This window comes from Pseudomonas sp. GW823-FHT06B06, from assembly GCF_058795195.1.
This window is the reverse complement of the sequence record NZ_JBXAHO010000002.1, coordinates 290433-313024: the sequence shown is the minus strand read 5'-3', so window position 1 is coordinate 313024 and position 22592 is coordinate 290433. Positions and strand designations below refer to the sequence as shown.

Annotated in this window: 15 protein-coding genes; 9 read left to right on the top strand and 6 right to left on the bottom strand. The window is 60.4% G+C overall.

Going from position 1 to position 22592, the window contains the following annotated elements; all coding sequences use genetic code 11:
• Positions 1-324: 324 nt before the first annotated feature.
• The 4 genes from recC (at position 325) to AC1Q8Q_RS03015 (ending at position 10797) form a co-directional block, all read left to right on the top strand.
• A complete protein-coding gene (gene recC / locus AC1Q8Q_RS03030) occupies positions 325-3777 on the top strand; it encodes an exodeoxyribonuclease V subunit gamma (RefSeq protein ID WP_492614807.1) in 3453 nt (1150 codons plus the stop codon).
• Positions 3774-7466, top strand: a complete 3693-nt coding sequence (gene recB / locus AC1Q8Q_RS03025; protein WP_492614806.1) for an exodeoxyribonuclease V subunit beta — start codon at positions 3774-3776, stop codon at positions 7464-7466. The genes recC and recB overlap by 4 nt, the downstream gene beginning before the upstream one ends.
• Positions 7463-9562, top strand: coding sequence for an exodeoxyribonuclease V subunit alpha (gene recD / locus AC1Q8Q_RS03020; RefSeq protein WP_492614805.1), 2100 nt, complete (start codon positions 7463-7465; stop codon positions 9560-9562). The genes recB and recD overlap by 4 nt, the downstream gene beginning before the upstream one ends.
• 224 nt (positions 9563-9786) lie before the next feature.
• Positions 9787-10797, top strand: coding sequence for an acyltransferase family protein (locus tag AC1Q8Q_RS03015; RefSeq protein ID WP_033045393.1), 1011 nt, complete (start codon positions 9787-9789; stop codon positions 10795-10797).
• Between the two features lie 16 nt (positions 10798-10813).
• On the opposite strand, the gene AC1Q8Q_RS03010 is transcribed toward AC1Q8Q_RS03015, so the two are convergent.
• On the bottom strand, positions 10814-11761 hold the full coding sequence (locus AC1Q8Q_RS03010) for a LysR family transcriptional regulator (protein WP_492614804.1): 948 nt from the start codon (positions 11759-11761) through the stop codon (positions 10814-10816).
• Positions 11762-11911: 150 nt separating this feature from the next.
• Between AC1Q8Q_RS03010 and AC1Q8Q_RS03005 the strand changes: the two genes are divergently transcribed.
• Both AC1Q8Q_RS03005 and mmsB read left to right on the top strand, forming a co-directional pair.
• On the top strand, positions 11912-13438 hold the full coding sequence (locus AC1Q8Q_RS03005) for a CoA-acylating methylmalonate-semialdehyde dehydrogenase (RefSeq protein ID WP_168757206.1): 1527 nt from the start codon (positions 11912-11914) through the stop codon (positions 13436-13438).
• A gap of 10 nt (positions 13439-13448) precedes the next feature.
• Positions 13449-14336, top strand: a complete 888-nt coding sequence (gene mmsB / locus AC1Q8Q_RS03000; protein WP_020796462.1) for a 3-hydroxyisobutyrate dehydrogenase — start codon at positions 13449-13451, stop codon at positions 14334-14336.
• A gap of 170 nt (positions 14337-14506) precedes the next feature.
• On the opposite strand, the gene AC1Q8Q_RS02995 is transcribed toward mmsB, so the two are convergent.
• The gene (locus AC1Q8Q_RS02995) at positions 14507-14851 is read right to left on the bottom strand and encodes a cupin domain-containing protein (RefSeq protein ID WP_007946320.1); all 345 of its coding nucleotides are present in this window, start codon (positions 14849-14851) and stop codon (positions 14507-14509) included.
• A 275-nt stretch (positions 14852-15126) separates the two neighbouring features.
• Here AC1Q8Q_RS02995 and kynB point away from each other — a divergent pair, with 275 nt between their 5' ends.
• Together kynB and kynA are read left to right on the top strand one after the other, a co-directional pair.
• Positions 15127-15792 (top strand): arylformamidase, encoded by a 666-nt coding sequence (kynB, locus tag AC1Q8Q_RS02990; RefSeq protein ID WP_020796463.1) that lies wholly within the window; start codon positions 15127-15129, stop codon positions 15790-15792.
• Positions 15789-16643 (top strand): tryptophan 2,3-dioxygenase, encoded by an 855-nt coding sequence (gene kynA / locus AC1Q8Q_RS02985; RefSeq protein ID WP_020796464.1) that lies wholly within the window; start codon positions 15789-15791, stop codon positions 16641-16643. The genes kynB and kynA overlap by 4 nt, the downstream gene beginning before the upstream one ends.
• 181 nt (positions 16644-16824) lie before the next feature.
• On the opposite strand, the gene AC1Q8Q_RS02980 is transcribed toward kynA, so the two are convergent.
• The 4 genes from AC1Q8Q_RS02980 to antA are packed head-to-tail and all read right to left on the bottom strand — an operon-like array spanning position 16825 to position 21192.
• A complete protein-coding gene (locus tag AC1Q8Q_RS02980; RefSeq protein WP_033043610.1) occupies positions 16825-18228 on the bottom strand; it encodes an amino acid permease in 1404 nt (467 codons plus the stop codon).
• A 43-nt stretch (positions 18229-18271) separates the two neighbouring features.
• On the bottom strand, positions 18272-19291 hold the full coding sequence (gene antC / locus AC1Q8Q_RS02975) for an anthranilate 1,2-dioxygenase electron transfer component AntC (protein ID WP_492614803.1): 1020 nt from the start codon (positions 19289-19291) through the stop codon (positions 18272-18274).
• 18 nt (positions 19292-19309) lie between these two features.
• Entirely contained in the window at positions 19310-19801 is a 492-nt protein-coding gene (antB, locus tag AC1Q8Q_RS02970; protein ID WP_020796468.1) for an anthranilate 1,2-dioxygenase small subunit, read from the bottom strand.
• Between the two features lie 2 nt (positions 19802-19803).
• Positions 19804-21192, bottom strand: a complete 1389-nt coding sequence (gene antA / locus AC1Q8Q_RS02965) for an anthranilate 1,2-dioxygenase large subunit (RefSeq protein ID WP_020796469.1) — start codon at positions 21190-21192, stop codon at positions 19804-19806.
• A 377-nt stretch (positions 21193-21569) separates the two neighbouring features.
• Here antA and AC1Q8Q_RS02960 point away from each other — a divergent pair, with 377 nt between their 5' ends.
• Positions 21570-22583 (top strand): AraC family transcriptional regulator, encoded by a 1014-nt coding sequence (locus AC1Q8Q_RS02960; protein ID WP_020796470.1) that lies wholly within the window; start codon positions 21570-21572, stop codon positions 22581-22583.
• Positions 22584-22592: the final 9 nt, after the last annotated feature.

Here is a 22592-nt window from a genome sequence, read left to right as displayed (position 1 = left end):
TCGCCGATGGTAGTGTGGGGTTTCCCCATGTGAGAGTAGGTCATCGTCAAGATTAAATTCCAAAACCCCTATCTGCGCATGCAGGTAGGGGTTTTGTCTTTGTGGCAATCGCAAACCCCCTGTAGGAGCGAGCCTGTCGAATCGTCGCACCGTCGCGATGGACGTCAACGATGACGCGGGAAGCCTGGCACCCCGCGGCGTTCTCAAGTTCATCGTCGGAGCGCCGCCCGGAGCATGCTCGCTCCTAGCCCCCCCCAGACAATGAAGCCAACCGCCTTCAATGTTAAAGTCGTCCCTCGATTTGCGCTTTCCAAGGAAGCCTTTATGCCGGACGCAACGTCCCTCAGTGCTGGTTTTATGGTGGTTCACGGCAATCGCCTGGACGAGTTACGCAGCCTGGTGGTGAGCTGGATGCGGCGCTACCCGCTGGCCCCCCTGGAAAATGAAATCGCCCTGGTGCAGAGCAACGGCATCGCGCAATGGCTTAAGCTGGCACTCGCCGAAGATCCTGAAGACGACGACATGGGCGGCTGCGGGATCGCCGCCGCCATCGATGTGCAATTGCCCGGCAGTTTCATGTGGCAGCTCTACCGGATGGTCCTGGGGCGCGACGAGATCCCGGCCAAGTCGCTGCTGGATAAAGCCCCCCTGACCTGGCGCCTGATGCGTCTGCTGCCGCAGTTGATCAATCAGCCACACTTCGAGCCGCTCCAGCGTTTTCTCACGCATGACCCCGATTTGCGCAAACGCTATCAACTGGCTGAGCGACTGGCGGATCTGTTCGACCAGTACCAGGTGTACCGCGCCGATTGGCTCGAAGACTGGGCGCAAGGTCGTCACCAGTTACGTAACGGCAGGGGCGAAGCCAAGCTGCTGACTGCTGCCAATGCCTGGCAGGCAGAGTTGTGGCGTGCACTGTTGCTGGATGTCGGTGAAGAAGGGATGGCGCAAAGCCGGGCCGGCGTGCACCAGCGGTTTATCGAACGCATCAAAAGCCTCGACGTGGCTCCGAGTGGATTACCGTCACGGGTCATCGTATTCGGCATTTCCTCGCTGCCGGCTCAAGCCCTCGAGGCCCTGGCCGGACTGGCTCGGTTCAGCCAGGTGCTGCTGTGCGTGCACAACCCCTGTCGTCACCATTGGGCAGACATCGTCGCCGACAAAGACCTGCTGCGTCATCAATACAAACGGCAGGCGCGCAAAAGTGGCATGCCGGGCGTTCTCGATCCGCAAACCCTGCATCAACACGCGCATCCCTTACTGGCTGCATGGGGCAAGCAGGGACGGGACTACATCAACCTGCTCGACAGCTACGACGATCCCAACAGCTATCGCTCGGCGTTTCGTGACGGGCGCATCGACCTGTTCAGTGAAAGCCAACCGCTGCACATGCTCAACCAGTTGCAAGACGACATCCTTGAGTTGCGTCCATTGGGCGAAACCCGTGAATACTGGCCGGCCGTGGATCTACAGAAAGACTCGTCGATCCGCTTCCACATTGCCCACAGCGCCCAGCGCGAAGTGGAGATCCTGCACGATCAGTTGCTCGCACGCTTCAGCGCCGATCCGCTTTTACGTCCCCGGGATGTGATTGTCATGGTCCCGGACATTGATGCCTACGCCCCGCATATTCGCGCGGTGTTCGGCCAGCTTGAGCGCCACGACCCGCGCTTCATACCCTTCACCCTCGCGGACCAAGGGCAGCGCGGCCGTGACCCGCTGTTGATCGCGGTGGAGCATCTGCTCAAGTTGCCAGACAGCCGTTTCCCGGTCAGCGAGATTCTCGACCTGCTGGATGTCCCGGCGCTACGGGAGCGTTTCGGCGTAGAGGAACGTGACCTGCCAACCCTGCATCGCTGGATCGAAGGGGCGGGTATCCGCTGGGGGATGAACGCCGAGCAGCGCGCAGGCCTGGGGCTGCCCGAGGCATTGGAGCAAAACAGTTGGCGTTTTGGCTTGCGGCGCATGTTGCTCGGGTATGCCGTTGGCAGTTCGGGTGCCTGTGGCGGCATCGAACCCTACGACGAGATCGGTGGTCTGGATGCCGCGCTCATAGGCCCGCTGGTTGCGCTACTGGACGCACTGGAAATTGCCCACCACGAGCTCTCTCAACCGGCATCGCCGCAGCAATGGAGCCAGCGCTTGCAGGCATTGGTGGCACTGTTCTTCCAGGCCAGTAATGAGCACGACGAGTATTTGTTGACGCAGCTGGAAACGTTACGCGAAACCTGGCTGGAAAACTGTGAGTCAGTTGGCTTGCACGACGAACTACCGCTGACCGTCGTCCGTGAAGCCTGGTTGGCCGGTCTCGATCAGGGGCGATTGTCCCAGCGTTTTCTGGCTGGAGCGGTCAACTTCTGTACCTTGATGCCCATGCGCGCGATTCCGTTCAAGCTGGTGTGCCTGCTGGGGATGAACGATGGTGATTACCCGCGGGCACAGCCGCCACTGGACTTCGACCTCATGGGCAGCGACTACCGGCCTGGCGATCGCTCGCGGCGTGAGGACGACCGCTATTTGCTGCTGGAGGCATTGTTGTCGGCGCGCGATCAACTCTACATAAGCTGGGTCGGTCGCAGCATTCGCGATAACAGCGAGCGCCCGGCATCCGTGCTGATCGGCCAGCTCCGTGACCACCTGGCCAGCGGTTGGCGATTGGCCGATGCCGAGGAAGGCTTGCTTGAGGCCATGACCCAGGAGCATCCGCTGCAACCCTTCAGTGCCCGTTACTTCCACCAGGGTGATGCCCTGTTCAGCTATGCCAGCGAGTGGCAGGTGCTTCACCAGGCCGGTGGGCATGCGCCTGGCCATGAGATGCTCGATGCCCACATCCAGGAGGAACCGCTGAGTCTTGGGCAACTGCAGGATTTCTTGCGCAACCCGGTGCGACATTTCTTCAGTCAGCGATTGAAGGTGTTCTTTGAAGCTGCAGAAGCGCCTTTGGCCGATGAAGAACCCTTTGTCCTCGATGCCTTGCAACGCTATGGCCTGAGCGACAGTTTGCTCGGCGCGGCGTTGGCAGACCTGGAAAATACCGAGCAGGTGCTGGAGGCGCAGGCCAGTCGCCTGCAAAACAGTGGGCTGCTGCCCATGGCAGGATTTGGCGAATGCCTGCAACGCGAGTTGATCGAACCCTTGCCGGATCTGCTTGCGCGTTATCAACAGCTCCTGGCGTTATGGCCAACACCCCTGAGCAGTGCCCTGCCAGTCAATCTGCAAGTGGACGACCTGCGTATCGAGGGCTGGCTCAGTGGCCTGCATCAACGGGCAGACGGGGGCTTGCTGGCAGTCACGACGATCCCCAACAGCATTGGTTCGATCAAGACCCGCAAGTGGCATCGGCTGACACGACCGTGGGTCAATCATCTGGTGGCGTGCGCCAGCGGCATGCCGATGACCACGGCCTTGGTCGCCAGTGATGACAGCCTGCTACTCGACCCGATTGCACAGGAGAGTGCCTTGGGAACCCTGGGTGATCTGTTACTGGCCTGGCAATCCGGAATGCGCCAACCCCTGCCGATAGCGGTCAAGACCGCCTTTGCATGGCTCGGGCAGACCGACCCGGCCAAAGCCCAGGCAGCGGCCCGCAAGGCCTATGAGGGGGACGGCTTGACCACTGATGGCGAGCGCCGCGAAAGCATGGCGCTGGCCCGTCAGTTCGCCGATTACGACGCCCTGGTCGCCGACGAGACATTCGTCGATTGGTGCGATGCCTTGTATCGACCACTGCTTGAGGCCCCTTGGCGCTCAGTGTCCAGTGAGGAAGCCCGCCCATGACCACCCAGACACCCTTGGCCCTGGCGTTCCCGCTGCGTGGCAGTCAACTGATCGAGGCCAGCGCCGGGACCGGCAAGACCTTTACCATTTCCGCACTCTACCTGCGGCTGATCCTGGGCCATGGTGCAGACTCCCATGGTTTCGGTCGTGAACTGCTGCCGCCACAGATCCTCGTGGTGACCTTTACCGATGCCGCGACCAAAGAGCTGCGCGAACGCATCCGTACGCGACTGGCAGAAGCCGCACGGTTTTTCCGCGACGAAACGCCGGCCCCCGACGCACTGATCAACCAGCTGCGGCAAGAGTACGCGCCGGAACAGTGGCCCGGCTGCGCCAACCGCCTGGACATCGCCGCGCAATGGATGGATGAGGCGGCCGTGTCGACCATCCACAGTTGGTGCCAGCGCATGTTGCGCGAGCACGCTTTCGACAGCGGTAGCCTGTTCACTCAGACCCTGGAAACCGACCACAGCGATCTGCTGGGGGAAGTGCTGCGCGATTACTGGCGCTTGTTCTGTTATCCGATGCAGGGCGATGCGTTGAACTGGGTGCGCAGCAATTGGGGCGGTCCGGCCGCCTTGTTGCCGCGGATCCGAGGGTTGTTCGCCAGCGCGCGCGACACCCTCGCCGGTAAGGAGCCGGCGCAATTGATCACCGAGTGCCTGCAGGAGCGGCGAGCCGCCTTGCTTGAGCTGAAGATGCCGTGGCGCCAGTGGGCCGACGAGTTGCTGGCCCTGTGTCACGAAGGTGTCGCCAGCAAGAGTGTCGACGGGCGCAAGATGCAGGCGCGGTACTTCGAGCCCTGGTTCGAGAAAATCAAAGCCTGGGCCGAAGACGAGTCCCTCGAGCAACTGGACATCGGCACCGGCTTCACGCGCCTGACGCCTGAGGGTATGGCAGAAGCCTGGAAAAAAGGCGTCGCGCCGGATCATCCGGGCCTGGACGCGATGCCCGCGCTCAAGGCCTGTCTTGATGGCTTGCCGACGCCCGATGCGGCCGTACTGCAACACGCTGCCCATTGGGTGGGAGCGCGTTTCGAAGAGGAAAAGCGCCGTCGTGCGGAAATGGGCTTCGACGACATGTTGCTGCGCCTGGACGCGGCGCTGCAAAGCGATGGTGGCGAGCGACTGGCGAGCTTGATCCGCGAACAGTTCCCGGTGGCATTGATTGACGAATTCCAGGACACCGACCCGGTGCAGTACCGGATCTTCGAGAGCATCTACCGCATTGAAGACAATAGACCCGACAGCGGGCTGTTCCTGATCGGCGACCCGAAGCAGGCGATCTACGCCTTCCGCGGCGCCGACATCTATACCTACTTGCGGGCCCGCCAGGCGACCACAGGCCGCCTGCATACCCTGGGCACCAACTTCCGTTCGAGCCATGGCATGGTCAGTGCCGTGAACCATGTGTTCGACTATGCCGAGTCTCGCGAGTCCGGGCGCGGGGCGTTCCTGTTCCGGGAGAACAATGGCGATAACCCGGTGCCCTTCCAGCCTGTCGAGTCCCAGGGGCGCAAGGAAATCCTGCGCATCGATCACCAGGCAGTACCGGCGTTGAACATCTGGCACCTGTGCGTCGAGCAGCCGTTGTCCGGTGCGGTCTATCGCCAACAACTGGCCGCCGCCTGTGCCAGCGAAATCACCGCCTTGCTCAACGGCGGACAACAAGGCGTTGCGGGCTTCGTGCGCGATGACCAGCCGCTCAGAGGCTTGATGCCTGCGGACATTGCCATCCTCGTGCGCGATGGCAAGGAAGCGCAGGCGGTGCGTACCGAGCTCGCTAACCGAGGCGTGCGCAGCGTTTATCTGTCGGACAAGGATTCGGTGTTCGCCGCGCAGGAAGCCCATGACGTGCTGACCTGGCTCAAGGCCTGCGCCGAGCCGGACGTCGAGCGGCCACTGCGCGCGGCACTGGCCAGCATCACGCTGAATCTGTCGTTGGTCGAGCTTGAGCAATTGAACCAGGACGAACTGGCCTGGGAAGCGCGGGTCATGCAGTTTCGCCGCTATCGCGAGATTTGGCGCAAGCAGGGCGTGTTGCCAATGCTGCGACGCTTGCTGCATGACTTCAAGCTGCCCCAGGCATTGATAGCGCGCAGCGATGGCGAGCGGGTCCTGACCAACCTGTTGCACCTGTCCGAGTTGCTGCAACAGGCGGCCGCCGAACTTGATGGCGAGCAGGCATTGATCCGGCATTTGTCCGAGCACCTGGCATTGTCGGGCCAGGCGGGTGAAGAGCAGATCCTGCGTCTGGAAAGCGACGAGCAACTGGTCAAGGTCGTGACCATCCACAAGTCCAAGGGGCTGGAGTACCCGTTGGTGTTCCTGCCGTTCATTTGCTCGGCGAAACCGGTGGATGGCAGCCGTCTGCCGTTGCATTACCACGACGCCGCAGGCAAGGCCCAAGTGACGTTGAACCCCACGGCCGAATTGATCGCCCTGGCCGATGATGAGCGCCTGGCCGAAGACCTGCGCCTGTTGTATGTGGCGCTGACCCGGGCGCAACATGCCTGCTGGCTGGGCGTGGCGGATCTCAAGCGCGGCAATAACAACAGCTCGGTGCTGCACCTGTCGGCGCTCGGGTATCTGTTGGGTGGCGGTGCTTGCTTGAACGAGTCGGCGGGCTTGCAGGCCTGGTTGCGAGACCTTCAACAGGGCTGTCCGGCGATTGGTCTTGAACAAATGCCTGAAGCCACCCGCGAGCACTACCATCCACCGCAGAACACCGCTGCGTTGCTGGCACCGTTGACCGTGCAACGCAAGGCCAGTGAAAACTGGTGGATTGCTTCTTACAGCGCCTTGCGCATCGGGGACAGCCTGAGTATCGGCAGTGATCAGGCGCCCGAAAGTGCACAGGCACAGAAACTCTTCGACGACGAACGTCTCGACCCGCATACCCCTCGAGAGATGGTGGCCGGCGGTGCCGATATCCATCGATTCCCCCGTGGCCCGAACCCGGGCACCTTTCTCCATGGGTTGCTCGAATGGGCAGGCAACGAAGGTTTTGGCGTCACCGGGCAAGCCGTGGAAGATGCGATTGCCCGTCGCTGCAATCGCCGTGGCTGGGAAGGCTGGATCAGCACGCTGAGTGAATGGCTGCAGCACCTGCTCAATTCGCCGTTGCCGCTGGGCAGCGACGAGGCACCGGTGGTATTCGGGCAGTTGACCCAGTACCGTGTCGAAATGGAGTTCTGGTTCGCCAGCCACAAGGTCGATGTGCTCAAGCTCGATGCGCTGGTGTGCCAATACACCCACAACGGGGTGCCTCGGGTGGCCGCTGAATCGGTGTTGCTCAACGGCATGTTCAAGGGCTTCATCGACCTGACGTTCGAGCATGACGGCCGCTATTACGTCGCCGACTACAAATCCAACTGGCTCGGCGTCGACGACTCGGCCTATACCGCGCAGGCCATGGAGCAGTCGATTCTCGACAACCGCTACGACCTGCAATACGTGTTGTACCTGCTGGCCCTGCACCGCCAGCTCAAGGCCCGGCTTGCCGATTACGATTACGACCGGCATGTCGGAGGCGCGCTGTACCTGTTCCTGCGCGGTACCCGTGCGCCAAGCCAGGGCGTGTATTTTGCCCGCCCACCCAAGGTGCTGATCGAGCAACTGGACCGCCTGTTTCAGGGCAAGCCGCAGCCCAGGGTCGAACCCGCCTGGGAACAGGGAGAACTGCTATGAACCGCACCTTCGCCAATGTACTGTCGACGCCATTGAGTGCCGACAGCCTGGCGCAACTCAGCCCTTTGACGCGTGCCGAAGACTTGTTGCTGCTGCTCACGCGTTGGGTCGAGCGTGGCTGGTTGCGAGCACTGGACAAGGCCTTCGTCGGTTTTCTTCACGAACTGGCTCCGAACGATGATCCGCTGGTACTGCTGGCGGCGGCATTGACCAGTCACCAGTTGGGTCATGGGCATGTGTGCCTGGACCTGTTCGAAACCCTCAAGGAGCCGGACTTCGCCCTGTCGCTGCCCCCGGAAGGCGACCTGCAAGGTGGCGCGATGTTGCTGCCATCGCAACTGCTGGAAGGGCTGGATGGCGCCCACTGGTGCAAGGTGCTGGCCGCCAGCAGCCTGGTCGCATTGGCGGCGGACGAGCGCGACAGCGTGCATCAGCGGCCTCTGGTGTTGGCCGGCAAGCGCCTGTACCTGAGACGCTACTGGACCTACGAACGACGTATCGACAATGCGTTGCGTGAGCGACTGACGGTGCACGAGAACGCACCAGGGGACTTGTTGCAGCGCCTGACGGGGCTATTCGGTCCGGCCAGGCCCGGTGAGGTCGTCGACTGGCAAAAACTCGCTTGCGCCCTGGCGACTCGCAGCGCTTTCAGTATCGTCACCGGCGGTCCGGGAACCGGCAAGACCACCACGGTGGTGCGCTTGCTCGCCTTACTCCAGGCCCCGGCCGTAGAGGCGGGCAAGCCGCTGCGCATTCGTCTTGCGGCGCCAACCGGCAAGGCGGCGGCGCGGCTGACCGAGTCCATCAGCGCACAAGTGCGAACGCTGAAAGTCACTGAAGCCATCCGCGAGAAAATCCCCTCTGACGTCACCACCGTGCACCGCCTGCTCGGCAGCCGCCCGGGGACGCGACATTTCCGTCACCACGCCGGCAATCACTTGCCGCTGGATGTACTGGTGGTGGACGAAGCGTCGATGATCGACCTGGAAATGATGGCCAACCTGCTCGATGCACTGCCGGCCCATGCCCGCCTGGTGCTGTTGGGTGACAAGGACCAACTGGCGTCGGTGGAGGCCGGTGCCGTGCTGGGCGATCTGTGTCGCGACGCCGAAGCGGGCTGGTATAGCCCACACACTCGACAATGGCTGCAAACCGTCAGCGGTGAAAGCCTGGAAGGCAGCGGGCTGCAGGAAGACACCCAGGGCACCCATCCGCTGGCCCAGCAAGTGGTGATGTTGCGCCACTCGCGGCGTTTCGGCGAAGGCAGCGGCATTGGCCAGTTGGCTCGTTGGGTGAACCAGCAACAGCCCGCGCAAGCCCGCAAGTTGCTGGCGGCGCGAAGCCACGACGATGTGTTCAGCCTGTCCCTGCGCAATGAACAGGATCGGGCGCTGGAGCGCCTGTTGCTCGAAGGTCATGGTGAGGGGCCGCAAGGCTACCGCTATTACTTGAGCCTGCTGCGCAACCAGCGTCCAGCGCTCGATTGTCCCCTGGACGATGCGCGCTGGACCGATTGGGCCCGGCAGGTTTTGCAGGCGTTCGACGCCTTCCAGTTGTTGTGCGCGGTGCGCAAAGGCCCGTGGGGCGTGGAAGGCTTGAACCAGCGGGTGACCGACGCCTTGCTGAAGGCCCGGCTGATCGACAGCGACCAGCAGTGGTACGAAGGCCGCCCGGTGCTGATGACCCGCAACGATTACGGCCTGGGCTTGATGAATGGTGACATCGGCATTGCCCTCAAGCTTCCCGAGCGCGAGGGGCCCGAGGCCGGGAAACCGGTGCTGCGAGTCGCGTTCCCGAGGAACGACGGCCAGGGTGGCGTGCGTTTTGTGTTGCCCAGTCGCCTCAATGATGTCGAAACCGTGTACGCCATGACCGTGCACAAATCCCAGGGCTCGGAATTCGCCCACACTGCGTTGATCCTGCCCGATGCCCTGAACCCGGTGCTCACCAAGGAGCTGATCTATACCGGCATCACCCGGGCCAAGGATTGGTTCACATTGATCGAGCCTCGGGCTGGCGTCTTCGAAGAGGCGGTGCGACGTCGGGTCAAACGCTTGAGCGGGCTGATGCTGGAACTCAAGGAGGCGAGCGCCTGACAGCGCTCGCAACGCATCTGCCAAAAAGTGGACGTTGCACTTCACGCCATGAAAGCAACGTCAAAAAAACAGTTATTTAGCCAAATGCGCGCGACAAAATTTTATCATGGCGTGAAGTGTAAAGCGCAAAAGGTGACCTAGACTTCAGGCTTGAATGGTCTGGCTCCATGAGATTTTCACTGCTACGACTATTGGGTTTTTATATCCAAAGAGCGAATGCCAATATGAGTGATAGTTCCGTAGCAGGCTCTCGATTAAACGTACTTGATGGATGGCGCGGAATTAGTATCTTGCTGGTACTGGCGTGTCACCTGCTACCACTTGGCCCAAAGTTTTTGCAGTTGAATTCTGCTGCAGGCGTCATGGGCATGGCTATATTTTTTACCTTGTCGGGTTTCCTGATAACAAGTTTTCTGCTCAATAACGACAGCGTCATTGATTTTCTGATTCGCAGGTTCTTTCGCATTGTGCCTCTTGCCTGGCTGTACATGGCAATTGTCTTGCCTATCATGAGCAGCCCTCCGGATTACTACATCGCAAACTTTTTGTTCTTTGCCAACTGGCCGCCCATGTGGCTTGGCGATGTAAACGGCCATTTATGGAGCTTGTGCATGGAGGTCCAGTTTTATGTGGCCATCGCCTTGCTGGTAGTCATGATGAGGAAAAGGTGGATGGTGCTGATCCCTTTTCTTGCCATCGCCGTCACAACCTATCGAGTCATGAATGATGCCCATGTCGTCATCAATACCTATTACCGCATTGATGAAATACTGTCTGGTTGCATACTGGCGCTGATCTATCACAAAAGACTGGGTAACAATCTTGTGAAGGCGCCGGCACAAATGCTGGTCGTGCAAATGGCTTTATTCGCCCTGTTTGTCGTGTCCAGTCATCCCGACGGTGGTTTCATGAACTACTTGCGCCCTTACATTGCCGCCGCAATGGTCGGGAGTACGCTGCTCAATGGCCGGACATTCATTGCCCATGTTCTGAACAACCGCATTCTGTTTTATATCGCCACCATCTCCTACGCGCTCTACGTTGTTCATCCGCTGCTGGCGCATACCTGGCTGGGTAGCGGGGATACCATCGTTAAATATCTGAAGCGACCGTTGTTGTTCGCCGCCATTTTCATCACCGCGCATATCTCCACCTTCTATTATGAAAAATGGTGGATAGCGTTCGGCAAGACATTGTCCAGGAAAGTGGCTGGCCGCCAACCGGTTACAACCTGAACGTTCTTGAACATCCTCAGTCGGCAAACACCATCTGCCGACTGTCACCCATCAACAGTGCCTGGTTCTGCTCGGTCACGGCGCGGATGTAATCCCACAACAGGGTAATCCGCTTGAGCTTCCTCAGATCCTCGCGGCAGTACATCCAGAATTGCCGGGTGATGTTGATTTCCTGCGGCAACACCGGCAGCAACCGTGGGTCCTGGGCTGCCAGGAAGCACGGCAGGATGGCCAGCGACCGCCCTTGCTGCGCGGCCACGAACTGCGCGATCACGCTGGTGCTGCGCAAGTTGGCGCTGGCGCCGGGGAGCACGTTGGCCAGGTACAGCAGCTCGGAACTGAACGCCAGGTCGTCGACATAGCTGATGAACGAATGCTTGCCCAAGTCGGCCGGCCGGCGGATTGCCGGGTGTTTGTCGAGGTATTGCTGCGTCGCATACAGCTGCAGGCGGTAGTCCGTCAGTTTGCAGCAGACATAGGGGCCGTGTTCCGGGCGCTCCAGGGCGATGACGATGTCGGCCTCGCGCTTGGACAGGCTGATGAAGTGCGGCAGCGGCAGGATGTCCACCGAGATCGCCGGGTAGGCGTCGACGAAGTGACTCAGTTGCGGGGTAATGAAAAAGCTCCCGAAACCTTCGGTGCAGCCCATGCGCACATGGCCGGACAACGCCACCCCGGACCCTGAGACCTGTTCGCAGGCCATGTGCAGCGTACTTTCGATCGACTCGGCGTAGCCCATCAGGCGTTGGCCTTCTGCGGTCAGGACAAAGCCGCTGGTCCGGGACTTCTCGAACAGCAGGGTGCCTAGCGAAGCTTCCAGTGAACTGATGCGCCGCGACACGGTGGTGTAGTCGACGGCCAGGCGCTTGGCCGCGGTGCTGGCCTTGCGGGTGCGTGAGACCTCAAGGAAAAACTTGAGGTCATCCCAGTTTAGTGAACCCAGAGACGTGATGTTTTTTTGCATGATGGACCGGCTTTTATGTGCGTTCTTATTAGAAGTTTGCACATCTATACTCCAAAAACAGCCCGATAACCAATTCGTGGCACACGTCTTATCGCAGGGTGACGTTTCGCCCTGGCTCCTGAAATAAAAACAAAGATTCGGAGACCCCACATGAACGCTTCGCTTACGCCTGACGAGACCACCGTACAAAAGGTCAAACTGTTGATCGACGGCCAGTGGGTCGAATCGCAGACCACCGAGTGGCACGACATCATCAACCCGGCAACCCAGCAAGTGCTGGCCAAGGTGCCGTTTGCCACGGCTGAAGAAGTCGACGCCGCCATCAGTGCCGCCCATCGCGCCTTCCAGACCTGGAAGCTGACGCCGATCGGCGCGCGGATGCGCATCATGCTCAAACTGCAGGCGTTGATCCGCGAACATTCCAAGCGCATCGCGGCAGTCCTCAGCGCCGAGCAGGGCAAGACCATTGCCGACGCTGAAGGCGATATTTTCCGTGGCCTGGAAGTGGTCGAGCACGCGTGCTCCATCGGCAGCCTGCAAATGGGCGAGTTCGCTGAAAACGTGGCGGGTGGCGTGGACACCTACACCCTGCGTCAACCAATCGGCGTTTGCGCCGGTATCACACCGTTCAATTTCCCGGCGATGATTCCGCTGTGGATGTTCCCGATGGCCATCGCCTGCGGCAACACCTTCGTGCTCAAGCCGTCCGAACAGGATCCGATGTCGACCATGCTGCTGGTGGAACTGGCTATCGAGGCCGGGATTCCGGCCGGCGTGCTCAACGTCGTGCACGGCGGCAAGGACGTGGTGGATGCGCTGTGCACCCATAAAGACATCAAGGCCGTTTCCTTCGTGGGCTCGACGGCGGTCGGCACCCACGTCTATGACTTGGCCGGCAAGCATGGCAAACGCGTGCAATCGATGATGGGCGCGAAGAACCACGCCGTGGTGCTGCCCGATGCCAATCGCGAACAGGCGCTGAATGCGCTAGTGGGCGCCGGTTTCGGCGCGGCCGGTCAGCGGTGCATGGCGACTTCGGTGGTGGTGCTGGTCGGTGCGGCCAAGCAATGGCTGCCTGACTTGAAAGCACTGGCGCAGAAACTCAAGGTCAATGCCGGCAGCGAGCCGGGCACCGACGTCGGCCCGGTGATTTCGAAAAAGGCCAAGGCGCGAATTCTCGAGCTGATCGAAAGCGGCATCAAGGAAGGCGCGAAACTCGAGCTCGATGGTCGCGACATCACGGTTCCTGGTTACGAGAAGGGCAACTTCGTCGGCCCGACCCTGTTCTCCGGTGTGACCCCCGACATGCAGATCTACACCCAGGAAATCTTCGGTCCGGTGTTGGTGGTGCTGGAAGTCAATACGCTCGACGAGGCGATTGCCCTGGTCAACGCCAACCCGTTCGGCAACGGCACGGGCCTGTTCACCCAGTCCGGTGCGGCGGCGCGCAAGTTCCAGAGCGAAATCGACGTCGGCCAGGTCGGCATCAACATCCCGATTCCGGTACCGGTCCCATTCTTCAGCTTCACCGGTTCCCGTGGCTCCAAGCTTGGCGACCTTGGCCCGTATGGCAAGCAAGTGGTGCAGTTCTACACTCAGACCAAGACCGTCACCAGCCGCTGGTTCGATGACGACAGCGTCAACGACGGTGTGAACACCACCATCAACCTGCGTTAAGGAGCCGGACATGAACATTGCTTTTATCGGTCTCGGCAACATGGGCGCGCCGATGGCGCGCAACCTGATCAAGGCCGGCCATTCACTGCGCCTGGTCGACCTGAACAAGGCCGTGCTGGCGGAGCTTGAACAACTGGGCGGCACCATCAGCGCTTCGGCCCGTGAGGCGGCGCAAGGTGCCGAACTGGTCATCACCATGCTGCCCGCTGCCGTGCATGTACGCAGCGTCTGGCTGGGCGAAGACGGTGTGCTCGCCGGTATCGGCAAGGGTGTGCCAGCCGTGGATTGCAGCACCATCGATCCGCAGACCGCCCGTGACGTGGCCGCCGCCGCTGCCAAGCAGGGCGTGGCCATGGCCGATGCGCCGGTCTCCGGTGGCACCGGGGGCGCCGCGGCGGGGACGTTGACGTTCATGGTCGGTGCGACCCCGGAACTCTTCGCGACCCTGCAACCGGTGCTGGCGCAGATGGGCCGCAACATCGTCCATTGCGGCGAAGTGGGCACCGGACAAATTGCCAAGATTTGCAACAACCTGCTGCTGGGCATTTCCATGGTTGGCGTCAGTGAAGCCATGGCCCTGGGCGATGCCTTGGGCATCGACACCAAGGTGCTGGCGGGCATCATCAACAGCTCCACCGGACGTTGCTGGAGTTCGGAGATGTACAACCCATGGCCGGGCATCGTCGAAACGGCACCAGCCTCGCGCGGCTATACCGGTGGCTTCGGCGCCGAGCTGATGCTCAAGGATCTGGGACTGGCAACGGAAGCGGCCCGTCAGGCGCACCAGCCGGTGGTACTGGGCGCGGTGGCGCAGCAGTTGTATCAGGCGATGAGTTTGCGTGGGGAAGGCGGCAGTGACTTCTCGGCGATCATCAACAGTTATCGCAAGCCGCAATAAAACCTGTGGGAGCGAGCCTGCTCGCGATGGTCGTTAACGATGACGCGTGTTTCCTGGGTTCACGCGGCGCTCTTGAGTCCATCGCGAGCATGCTCACTCCTACAGGTATTGCATGTGCGCATCGACATTGACCGGGAAATCACGTCGGGTGATTTCCCGGTTTTTTTGCATCAGGCAAACACGAAGTACTTGCGCACGGTTTCCACCACTTCCCAGGTGCCTTTCATCCCCGGCTCAATGACGAAAATGTCTCCGGCGCGCAGGTGGATCGGCTCTTTTCCTTCCGGGGTGATGATGCAGTACCCCTCGCGGAAGTCGCAGTATTCCCACTTCACATATTCCACGTACCACTTGCCTGGCGTGCAGATCCAGGTGCCCATGATCTTGCTGCCATCTTCGCTGGTGTAGGCGTTGAGGTTGACGGTGTGCGGGTCGCCTTCGAGTTTTTCCCATTTGCAGGCGTCGAGTACGGGCAGCGGATGGGTGTCGCGAAGAACGGTAATCGGTGCGGTCATGATGACTCCGGCGTTGGGGGAGAGCTGAAGACGCACCCTATAGGGCCTGCCGGGGGATCAGTTGTCTGTACTCGACATCGAGGTATCCAGAAACGCAGCGACCCTCACCCGCTTGACGGCTGAAAGCGCCTGCAAGCCCATTGAAATTTCCACTCGATAAACCGCCGATATCTGGCAGTTTGTGCGAAAGCCCCAGGCTTTTTCGAATCTTTTTGCAAGAACATGCACAGGTATCGCTCGTATCATTCACTTCGGAAAAGGCCGAGAGCTGTGCAATGAAAAAAACAATGTCGTGGTGGGACATCAGCCCGCCCTTGAGTACCGCAACACCGACCTGGCCGGGAGATACGCCGTTTCAGGAAGAACGCGTCTGGACACTGGGGCCTGAATGCCCGGTGAATGTCGGGCGCATCACGCTGTCGCCGCACACCGGCGCCCATGTCGACGCGCCATTGCACTACAGCGAGGACGGCGCGGCCATCGGCGACGTGTCCCTCGATGTGTATATCGGGCCTTGCCGGGTGCTGCATTGCCTTGGCAGCGGCGCACTGGTGCAACCCGGACAACTGCAAGGTCGTTTGGACAATTTGCCCGAACGCGTCCTGCTGCGGACCTATCAACACGCGCCGCTGGCCACCTGGGACCCCGAATTCACGGCGGTCGCCAAAGACACCGTCGACCTGCTCGCCAGTCTCGGCGTGCGCCTGATCGGCATCGATACGCCATCGCTGGACCCGCAGCAATCCAAGACCATGGATTCGCACAACGCCGTGGCGCGTCACGGCATGGCCATTCTCGAAGGCATCGTGCTAGATGACGTACCGGAAGGGGATTACGAGTTGATCGCGCTGCCGCTGCGCTTTGCCAACCTCGACGCCAGCCCGGTCAGGGCTATCTTGCGTCCACTGAATTCCACGCCACATGAGGAGCCTGCTCAATGAGCCAATGTCCGTATTCGCCTGCCAGTCAGACAGAGGAATGGCATAACGCCGAGCTGAATTTTTCCGACTCCATGAGCTACGGCGATTACCTGGACCTGGGGCGTATTCTCAGTGCCCAGCACCCCTTGTCGCCGGACCATAACGAGATGCTGTTCATCATCCAGCACCAGACCTCTGAGCTGTGGATGAAGCTGATGCTGCACGAGCTCAAGGCTGCCCGCGAACACGTGCGGCTGGGAGAGTTGCCGCCGGCCTTCAAGATGTTGGCGCGGGTTTCGCGGATCTTTGATCAACTGGTGCATGCGTGGACAGTACTGGCCACCATGACGCCTACCGAGTACCACGCGATCCGGCCTTTCCTGGGACAGTCGTCGGGCTTCCAGTCGTTTCAGTACCGTGAAATCGAATTTATCCTGGGCAACAAGAGCGCGACGCTTTTGCGCCCCCACGCCCATCGCCCGGAGTTGCTGCAGGAACTCGAAAAAGCCATCGCCACACCCTCGCTGTATGACGAAGCTATTCGCTTGATGGCCAGCGCTGGCCTTGCGATTGATCCTCAGCGTTTCGAGCGCGACCCGACGAGCCCGACGCAACATGACGCCTCGGTCGAAGCGGCGTGGCGTGTGGTCTACAAGGATCCGTCGCGTTATTGGGATCTCTACCAACTGGCCGAGAAATTCATCGATCTCGAAGACTCGTTCCGCCAGTGGCGCTTCCGCCATGTCACCACGGTCGAGCGGATCATTGGCTTTCAACCAGGCACTGGCGGCACCGAAGGGGTGGGTTACCTGCGCAAGATGCTCGATACCGTGCTGTTCCCGGAGTTGTGGCGGGTGCGTTCGACCCTGTGATCTGACGTTTACATCCCTGTAGGAGCGAGCATGCTCGCGATGGAGGCCAACGATAACGCGGGAAACCTGACACCCCGCGGCGCGCTTTCAGGTTCATCGCGAGCATGCTCGCTCCTACAGGGACGCGCATGAAAAAGCCCCGGCATTCATTGAATGCCGGGGCTTTTTGTTGGGCTAAGGATTATTGCGCGACAGGCAAGCTGCGATCCCTCGCCACACGCATCCGGTAGAACCCGTAGATGATCAACACCCACACCGGGATAGCGATGACCGAGGCGCGTATGCCCGGGATCATCCACATCACGAAGATGATCATGGCCATGAACGCCAGGCACAGGTAGTTGCTGTAAGGAAACCAGAACGACTTGAAGCTCGGCACGATGCCTTGCTGGCCCATGATTTTGCGAAACTTCAGGTGGGTCAGGCTGATCAGCGTCCAGTTGATCATCAACGAGGCGACTACCAGGGCGAACAGCAATTCCAGCGCCTCATGGGGCGCCAGGTAGTTGACCAGCACGGAGAGCATGGTGATCAGCGCCGAGATGCCCAGCGCCCGCAGTGGCACGCCCTGTTTGTTCAGTTTCATCAGCGATTTCGGTGCATCGCCCTGTTCGGCCAGGCCGTAGAGCATGCGGCTGTTGCAATAAACGCCGCTGTTGTAGACCGAGAGCGCCGCGGTGAGCACCACGAAGTTGAGGATGTGCGCGGCGGTATCGCTGCCGATCAACGAGAAGATCTGGACGAACGGGCTGCCGCTGTAGGCATCGCCGGACGCGCCAAGGGTCTGCAGCAGTTGATCCCAAGGGTACAACGACAGCAGCACGGTGAGTGCGCCGACGTAGAAGATCAACACGCGATAAACCACCTGGTTGATCGCCTTGGGAATCACCTTCCTCGGTTCGCTGGCTTCAGCGGCCGTGATGCCGACGAGTTCCAGGCCACCGAAGGAGAACATGATGAACGCCATCGACATCAGCAGGCCGGTGGTGCCGTTGGGGAAGAAACCGCCGTGGCTCCACAGGTTACTGACCGATGCCTGTGGGCCACCGGTGCCGCTGAACAGCATGTAGCAGCCCAGGACGATCATGCCGATGATGGCCACGACCTTGATGATCGCGAACCAGAACTCCATCTCGCCGAAGACTTTGACGTTCATCGTGTTGATCAGGTTGACCAGGACGAAGAACACCGCGGCGCTGACCCAGGTCGGGATTTCCGGCCACCAGAACTGCACGTACTTGCCCACGGCCGTCAGCTCGGCCATACCCACCAGCACGTACAGCACCCAGTAATTCCAGCCCGAAAGGAAACCGGCAAAACCGTTCCAGTATTTGTGGGCGAAGTGACTGAACGAACCGGCTACCGGCTCCTCGACAATCATCTCGCCCAACTGGCGCATGATCAGGAAGGCGATGAATCCGGCAATCGCATAACCGAGGATCATCGACGGGCCGGCCGACTTGAGTACCCCTGCAGAGCCGAGGAACAGCCCGGTACCAATCGCCCCGCCCAGGGCGATCAGTTGAATATGTCGATTTTTCAACCCTCGCTTGAGCGTTCCCTGTTGCAAGATTTCATCCGCCATCTCGTTCCCTTCTGGTTATTGTTGTCAGGCCTGGTTTGAAAGATCAGATATTACTCTCGGTGAACTTTTCGTAATACAGGTGAACGCTGTCCAGCGCCTGGGCCTGCAACCAGTCTTTGATCGATTCGACCATCGGCGGCGGCCCGCAGACGTACATGTCGACCGGCGCGTCGCGCAGTTCACTGAGGTCGAAATGCTCGGCAATGTAGCCGCGCTTGCCTGTCCACTGTGGCGATGGATCGCTGACCACTTCGGTGTAGCGAAACCCCGCAAGGCGTTCGGCATAAGCCTCGATCCGTGCCCGTTCGCACAGGTCGGCAGCGTCGCGCACGCCGTAGTACAGGTGCACCGGCTGCGTGCAACCGCGCTCGGCGAGGTCGTCGAGCATGCCCAGCAGTGCCGACAGCCCGGTTCCGCCCGCCACCAGGATCAGTGGTTTGGCCACATGCCGCAGATAGAACGCACCCAGCGGTGCCTCGAGCATGATTTCGTCGCCCACCCGGCAGCGTTCCCGGATGTAGTTGCTCATCACGCCGTCGGGTAGCAGGCGAATCAGGAACTGCAGTTGATTGTCCTCACTCGGCCGATTGGCAAACGAGTAGGAACGCTTGCTTTCAGTTCCCGGAATCGACAAGCGGGCGTATTGCCCCGGTAGAAAATCCAGTGGGTTTGTCGTACCGAGATCCAGGTGCAGGATCGCGGTGCTGGCCGAAATCTGCCTGACGCCGGTCACCGTTGCGCTCAGTTGTTCCGGGCCCGAGGCATTGCACAGGCTGGAAGCGAAGTCGAAATAAAACGCCGCATCGGACTTCACCCGGGTCTGGCAGGTGAGCATCTTGCGCTGCTGCAGGTCCAGGCTCGAGAGCGCCTCCTCGTCCACATAATCCTGGCTGTAGTCACCCGATTCGCAGCGACCCTGGCACGTACCGCAGACGCCTTCGCGGCAATCCAGAGGAATATTGATGCCGTTGCGCAGGGCGGCGTCGAGCAGGATTTCGTTGGGTTGTACGGGAAAGAACAGGGTCTTGCCGTCGGCAAAGCTGAACGCCACTTTGTGATTCATGCCTCGATCTCCTTGGATTCAGAGGTGGTAGAAGTCCAGTACCGAGTTGATGGTGTCGTTGAGCAAGAGCACATGCTTGCGGCTGATCAGCCAACTGTCGGCGTGGGGCTTGAGCCGGTAGGTTGCGCGTCCATAGAACTGCTCGGAGGTGGCCAGGCGATAGAACAGCGTGTGCCAGTTCAGGCGCACCTCCAATTCACCGTTTTCCAGTTCACTGATCCGCACGTTGTTGATCATGTGCAAGGTGCGCGGCATCGGTGTCGAGGAGGCGGACTTGCCCGTGCGCAGGCGGAACACACGGTCTTCCAGGCCTGAACGGTTGGGGTAGTAGATCAGCGACATCTCGCGCTTGGGGTCGCGGGTGTAGACGTGTTCCGAGTCCCATTGCGGCAGGTGGAACTCACTTTGCTCGTCGAACAGCTTGATGTAGGCGTCCCAGTCCTGGGCATCGCACAGTTCGGATTTGCGGTAGAAAAACTGTTCGATCTGGTACTGCAATTGCGCATTCATCATTACACCTCACGGAGTTTCAGGGATTTCGCGTCCAGGCCATCGAGCAGGAATTTCTGCCAGTTGCTGTGCTGGTTGACGTAGAGCCCTTCGTGGGTGAACTCGGTGCCGGTCATGGCCGGGGCGATGCCGATCGACTCGCTGTTGGGCGTGGCGCCGGTGGCCCAGCGGTGACTGCCGCGGGAAATATCGCTCCAGCGCTCCAGGCGAGCCTGGAAACCGCGCTGGGCTTCACGGAATTCCACCAGGTCGTCGGGTGTACCCAGGCCCGACACGTTGAAGAAATCCTCGAACTGGCGAATGCGGTTTTCGCGGTCGGCGTCCGACTCGTTTTTCACCCCCAGGCACTGGCTGATGATCTCGGTCTTGTTCCAGGCCACCGGCCGGATGATGCGCAGTTGCGAGCTGATCTGATCGAGGAAAAACAGGCTCGGGTAGATGTTCAGGTTGCGCAGGCGATGCATCATCCATTCAGCCTTTTCCTGGCCGTGTTCTTCGATCAGGCGCGGCATGATGGTCGCGTAGCCGGAACGCACGGACGGGTTCGGCATGTCGCTGAAGAGCACGCTGTGGCCATTGTTGAACGCGAACCAGCCGTCATCGGTGTTGGCGTCGCCAGCACCGAGCTTGCTGTAGTCCAGGGTGCTGGCGCTGCTGGTGCCGTTCTCGCTGTTGACCTGCTGGCGATGCTGCACCGTGGCCACGTAGTTATAGTGGACCGTGCTGACGTGATAGCCGTCGAGGCCGTTCTCGTTCTGCAGTTTCCAGTTGCCGTCGTAGGTGTAGGCCGACTTGCCGGGCAACACTTCCAGCTCACCGGTTGGCGATTGGGCGACCATCATGTCGAAGAACACCTTGGCATCGCCGAGGAAGTCTTCGAGGCTGTTGTCGGCGTGTACGTCGAGGCTGATGAACACGAAACCCTTGTAGCTCTCGATGCGCGCCTTTTTCAGACCGCGCGTGGCCTTGTCGAAGCCTTCCGGATACTCGCCCGGCGCCTTGACCTTCACCAGGCGCCCGTCGCTTTTGTAGCACCAGGCATGGAACGGGCAGGTGAAGGTCGACTGATTGCCCTTGCCAACGCGGGTCAGGGTCGTGCCGCGATGCTGGCAGGCGTTGATCAATGCGTTGAGCTGGCCGTCGCCATCGCGGGTAATGATCATCGGCTGGCGACCGGCGCGCATCGTGACGAAGTCGTGGTTATTGGCCAGTTCGCTTTCGTGGCAGGCGTAGATCCAGTTTTTCTCGAAGATCAGTTCCATCTCCAGATCGAACAACTGCGGCTCGGTAAAGATGTCCCTGGCGATGCGGAACACGCCTTCTGCCGGACGGAAGTCCAGGCAGCCCTGGATAAACGCTTTCCACTGCTCGACGTTTTTTTCGCCACTCATGGGTGTGCACCTGTTTTTTATTGGGGCTAATCGGTGTGCTCATTAGAGGGAGTGGGGCGGGTGGGGGTCTATCCGGTTTGTGGGCGAAGGCAGTCCGTAAAATTTGTGGGGTAACACCCACTCGGTATCAAACTGGGCAGCGACTACCCAGAAGGCGCACCAAACGATGAACGGCTGCACCTGTCTGCAGCAATCAGGTACTGTTTCGCGCAACGTCGAGTGCCTGTTGGGACACGTTCACCGGCTACGTTATCCACATAGTCGAGGATTGCTATCCACGCAGTTGGCGCTGGCGTTTTGTGGCCTGGAACTTGCGTTTTCCACGCCTGAGACGCGCCGTCAGAGCGCGCTGGAAAATAGCCCGTGGGTGCACCGTGATGAACAGCAAAACCGATCCGCAGAGTCGCGACATTCGTGTCGACAGCGACGACCTCGAGGCCGCAAGAAGCTGGATGTCCGGTATTTGCGGGCCGCACCGGCTCGTGACCACGACGCCCGAGCGGATCCGCTTCCATCACAGTGCCAACACGTTCAAGTCGATGGCCACGACGCTGGGCACCATCGAATACGGCACCGATGTCACCATCGATATCGAGGATCCCGAGCGCTTCAGCAGCTACAGCCTGAGCCTGCCCCTGGTGGGCGAACAGGAGTTGAGCAAGAACGGCAGCGTGGTGAAATCCGACCGCGATCAGGGGGTGATCATTTCCCCCAATGAAAACCAGCTGCTGGCGATTTCCGGCGACTGCCGCAAAGTCCAGGTGGTGATCACCCGCGCCGCCATGAGCGAGTCCCTGGAAGGCTTGCTGCAGCGACCGCTGGATGCGCCGCTGCGTTTCGAACCGGTGATGGATGCGGTCGATGGCGCGTCGGCTTCATGGTGGCGCATGGCGCGCTATTTCATCGCTGAGCTGGAGCGCAGTAGCGAACTCTACGAGCAAGTGGCCTTCACCCGGGACATTGAAAGTTCGCTGATCAAAGGCTTGATCCTCGCCCAGCCGAACAACTATTCAGAAGAGCTGCGCCAGGTGCTGGGCGTTAAATTACCGCACTACCTGATCCGGGCGCGGCAATACATTCACGACAATGCTCGCGAGGCTTTGCACCTGGAGGACATCGAAGCGGCTGCCGGGGTTTCACGCTTCAAGCTGTTTGAAGCGTTCAAGAAGTACTTCGCATTGTCGCCGATGGTCTACCTGAAGAAGTACCGCTTGAACGGCGTGCGCCAGGAGCTGCTTGAGCACGGCTCGGCACGCAATATTTCCGCGATCGCCATGGGCTGGGGGTTCACGCACCTGGGGCGCTTTTCCGCCGAATACCGCAAGCTGTTCGACGAATCCCCGAGCATGACCTTGCAGCGCAATGAAGCCCGGCGCCTGCGCGGCTTCTGAGCGATCCGT